4 protein-coding genes are annotated in these 2,023 nt (G+C 48.3%); all 4 read right to left on the bottom strand.

Features of this window, described 5'->3' with window-relative positions:
- Window positions 1–265, bottom strand: a 265-nt coding sequence (locus Q0546_RS04255) for a hypothetical protein (RefSeq protein WP_298790829.1), incomplete at its 3' end; no start/stop codon positions are given.
- A complete protein-coding gene (locus tag Q0546_RS04250; protein WP_298790828.1) occupies window positions 262–936 on the bottom strand; it encodes a HyaD/HybD family hydrogenase maturation endopeptidase in 675 nt (224 codons plus the stop codon). The genes Q0546_RS04255 and Q0546_RS04250, both read right to left, overlap by 4 nt.
- A complete protein-coding gene (gene cybH, locus Q0546_RS04245; protein WP_298790826.1) occupies window positions 936–1,619 on the bottom strand; it encodes a Ni/Fe-hydrogenase, b-type cytochrome subunit in 684 nt (227 codons plus the stop codon). Before cybH ends, Q0546_RS04250 begins: the two co-directional genes overlap by 1 nt.
- Window positions 1,620–1,630: 11 nt before the next feature.
- Window positions 1,631–2,023 (bottom strand): nickel-dependent hydrogenase large subunit (locus Q0546_RS04240; protein ID WP_298790824.1); only part of this gene is annotated, 393 nt, incomplete at its 5' end.

Here is a 2,023-nt window from a genome sequence, read left to right as displayed (position 1 = left end):
GTGTGTTTTGTGGTTCGCTCGTTTCGCCGCCTGGTAAATTTTGGCTCGCATAAACCTTTGAACCTCGCAAAAACACGCTGTGAGGAAGCGAGCTAGAGAGCAAATCAGAAAACGCCAAAAGCTCCTCTTGCGAGCCTTTTGCATAAAGCGTCGTTAAGTCTAGCTCCTTTTTAATGCTAAATTTTAACCCGCTTTTTTGCGCGTAAAATTTAAGAAAAAACGCGAAATTTTCGCTCGCGCCGTCAAACTCGTAAGCTAAAATCATATCGCGCCCTTTTTTGAAAACTCTAAAGCGATATCGCAGACGCTAAAATTTGCGATCTTTTCGTAGTTAAATCCAAGCTGCAAAAGCTCGTTTAAAAGCGTCTTTTCCATCAAATTTGCCCCCTCTTGCACCTGCGCGGAGAGCTCAAAGCTCATAGGCTCGATACGCTTTGGCACGATACCTAAAATTTTAGTCCGCGGCAAATCGCCCGCAAGCTCCATCAGCCGCAATGTTTCAAGCATCTCAACCTCGTGCGCGGAGCCGTTCCACGAGACGGCAGGTGGCATCTGCTCGTAACCAAAAAAATACACATCCCCCGTCTCGCTGCTCTCAGCGCTGATGCAGTCAGCGACTATCATAACATCCGCCCAAGCGATAACGGGCGTGAGCGCCATAGCTAGCGTGCCGCCGTCGATAAATCTTAGCTCCAAATTTGCGCCGTCTGCGTTAAATTTGGAGCCGCCTCGACGAGCCATATCGCCGCTTAAATTTGAGTTCGCACCATCCAAATTTGACGAGCTAAATTTACCGTCCAAATTTAAAGCGGAGTCAAATTTAGCCGAGGATTTAGGGCTAAATTTGTAGTTTCGCTCCATCATTTTTACAAAATGCACCCCAACGCCCTCGTCGCCAAACATCACGTTGCCGATACCTAGCACCAAAACGCGCATCAGTGCTCGTCTTTTACGTATTTGTAGCCGCTTACGATGGCGTCCATAGCTCCGTTTTTGCCTTTTACAGCGTTAAATACCGCCATATACACGTGCGCCACGACAAAAACCATGATGATCCACATGCAGATGCGGTGTATCGTGCGGACGTTTGCTAGCCCGCCCATGAGCTCCTCGCACTGCCTCATCGGCTCGTAAAGTAGCCCGCCAAGCCCCTCGTGATAGACGTGGACGTAGAGTACTAGGCCCGTTAGGCAGATCAGAAAAAGCACCAAATAAAAGAAAAAATACGACGCAAACTGAAGCGGGTTATAAACGCCCTTTAGATGCGGGTGCGGGCCCAAAAACAGATAGTATTTTATCTGCGCTATCCAGACTTTGGGATTAAAAAAATCAACGATACTCACGACCTCTTTGCGGCTGTATTTATCAAATATAAATAGGTAAAGCTTGAAAATAAAGCACGCTATCAGGACAAATCCCGCGATCTGATGAGCCGCGCGCCACTTAGCGTTCATAAACAGCACAGGCTGGGTCGTGACCTCGGGACTAACGAAAACATACGATATATAGTATCCGCTCACGACTAAAAAGGTGATGGCAAAAAACCTGATCCAGTGTGTCACTCTAAGCCCGATGGAAAATTCATACTCGCTTTTGCGGTCAAATTTATGCTCGCTCATAGCCGCTCCTTTCACAAATTCGGGTTGATTTTGTATTCGCCCAGCTGCGTGCCGCGCGCATCCATCACGTGTACGGCGCATGCGATACAAGGATCGTACGAGTGTATCTTGCGTATGATCTCAAGCGGCTTGGTTAGATCGGCGATCTTTAGCCCGATGAGGCACTCCTCGTAGCTTCCGCGTACGTTTGAGGCGTCTTTTGGCGAGGCGTTCCACGTGCTAGGCACGACTGCTTGCCAGTTGGTTATCACGCCGCCCTTTATACGGCACCAGTGGCTGAGCGCTCCGCGAGGGGCGTTGCCTTGGAAATTCCCTTTATACTCTTTACCGTTATCTATGACGTACTTCGCGCAGGTTTCTTGATCGGTTTTTAGATTTTCTACTAAGCTATTAAATGCGGTTAG

The sequence above is a fragment of the uncultured Campylobacter sp. genome (assembly GCF_937997465.1).
Lineage (GTDB): Bacteria > Campylobacterota > Campylobacteria > Campylobacterales > Campylobacteraceae > Campylobacter_A.
Note: the sequence above shows the minus strand (reverse complement) of the source record. Positions and strands in the feature narration are given on the sequence as shown.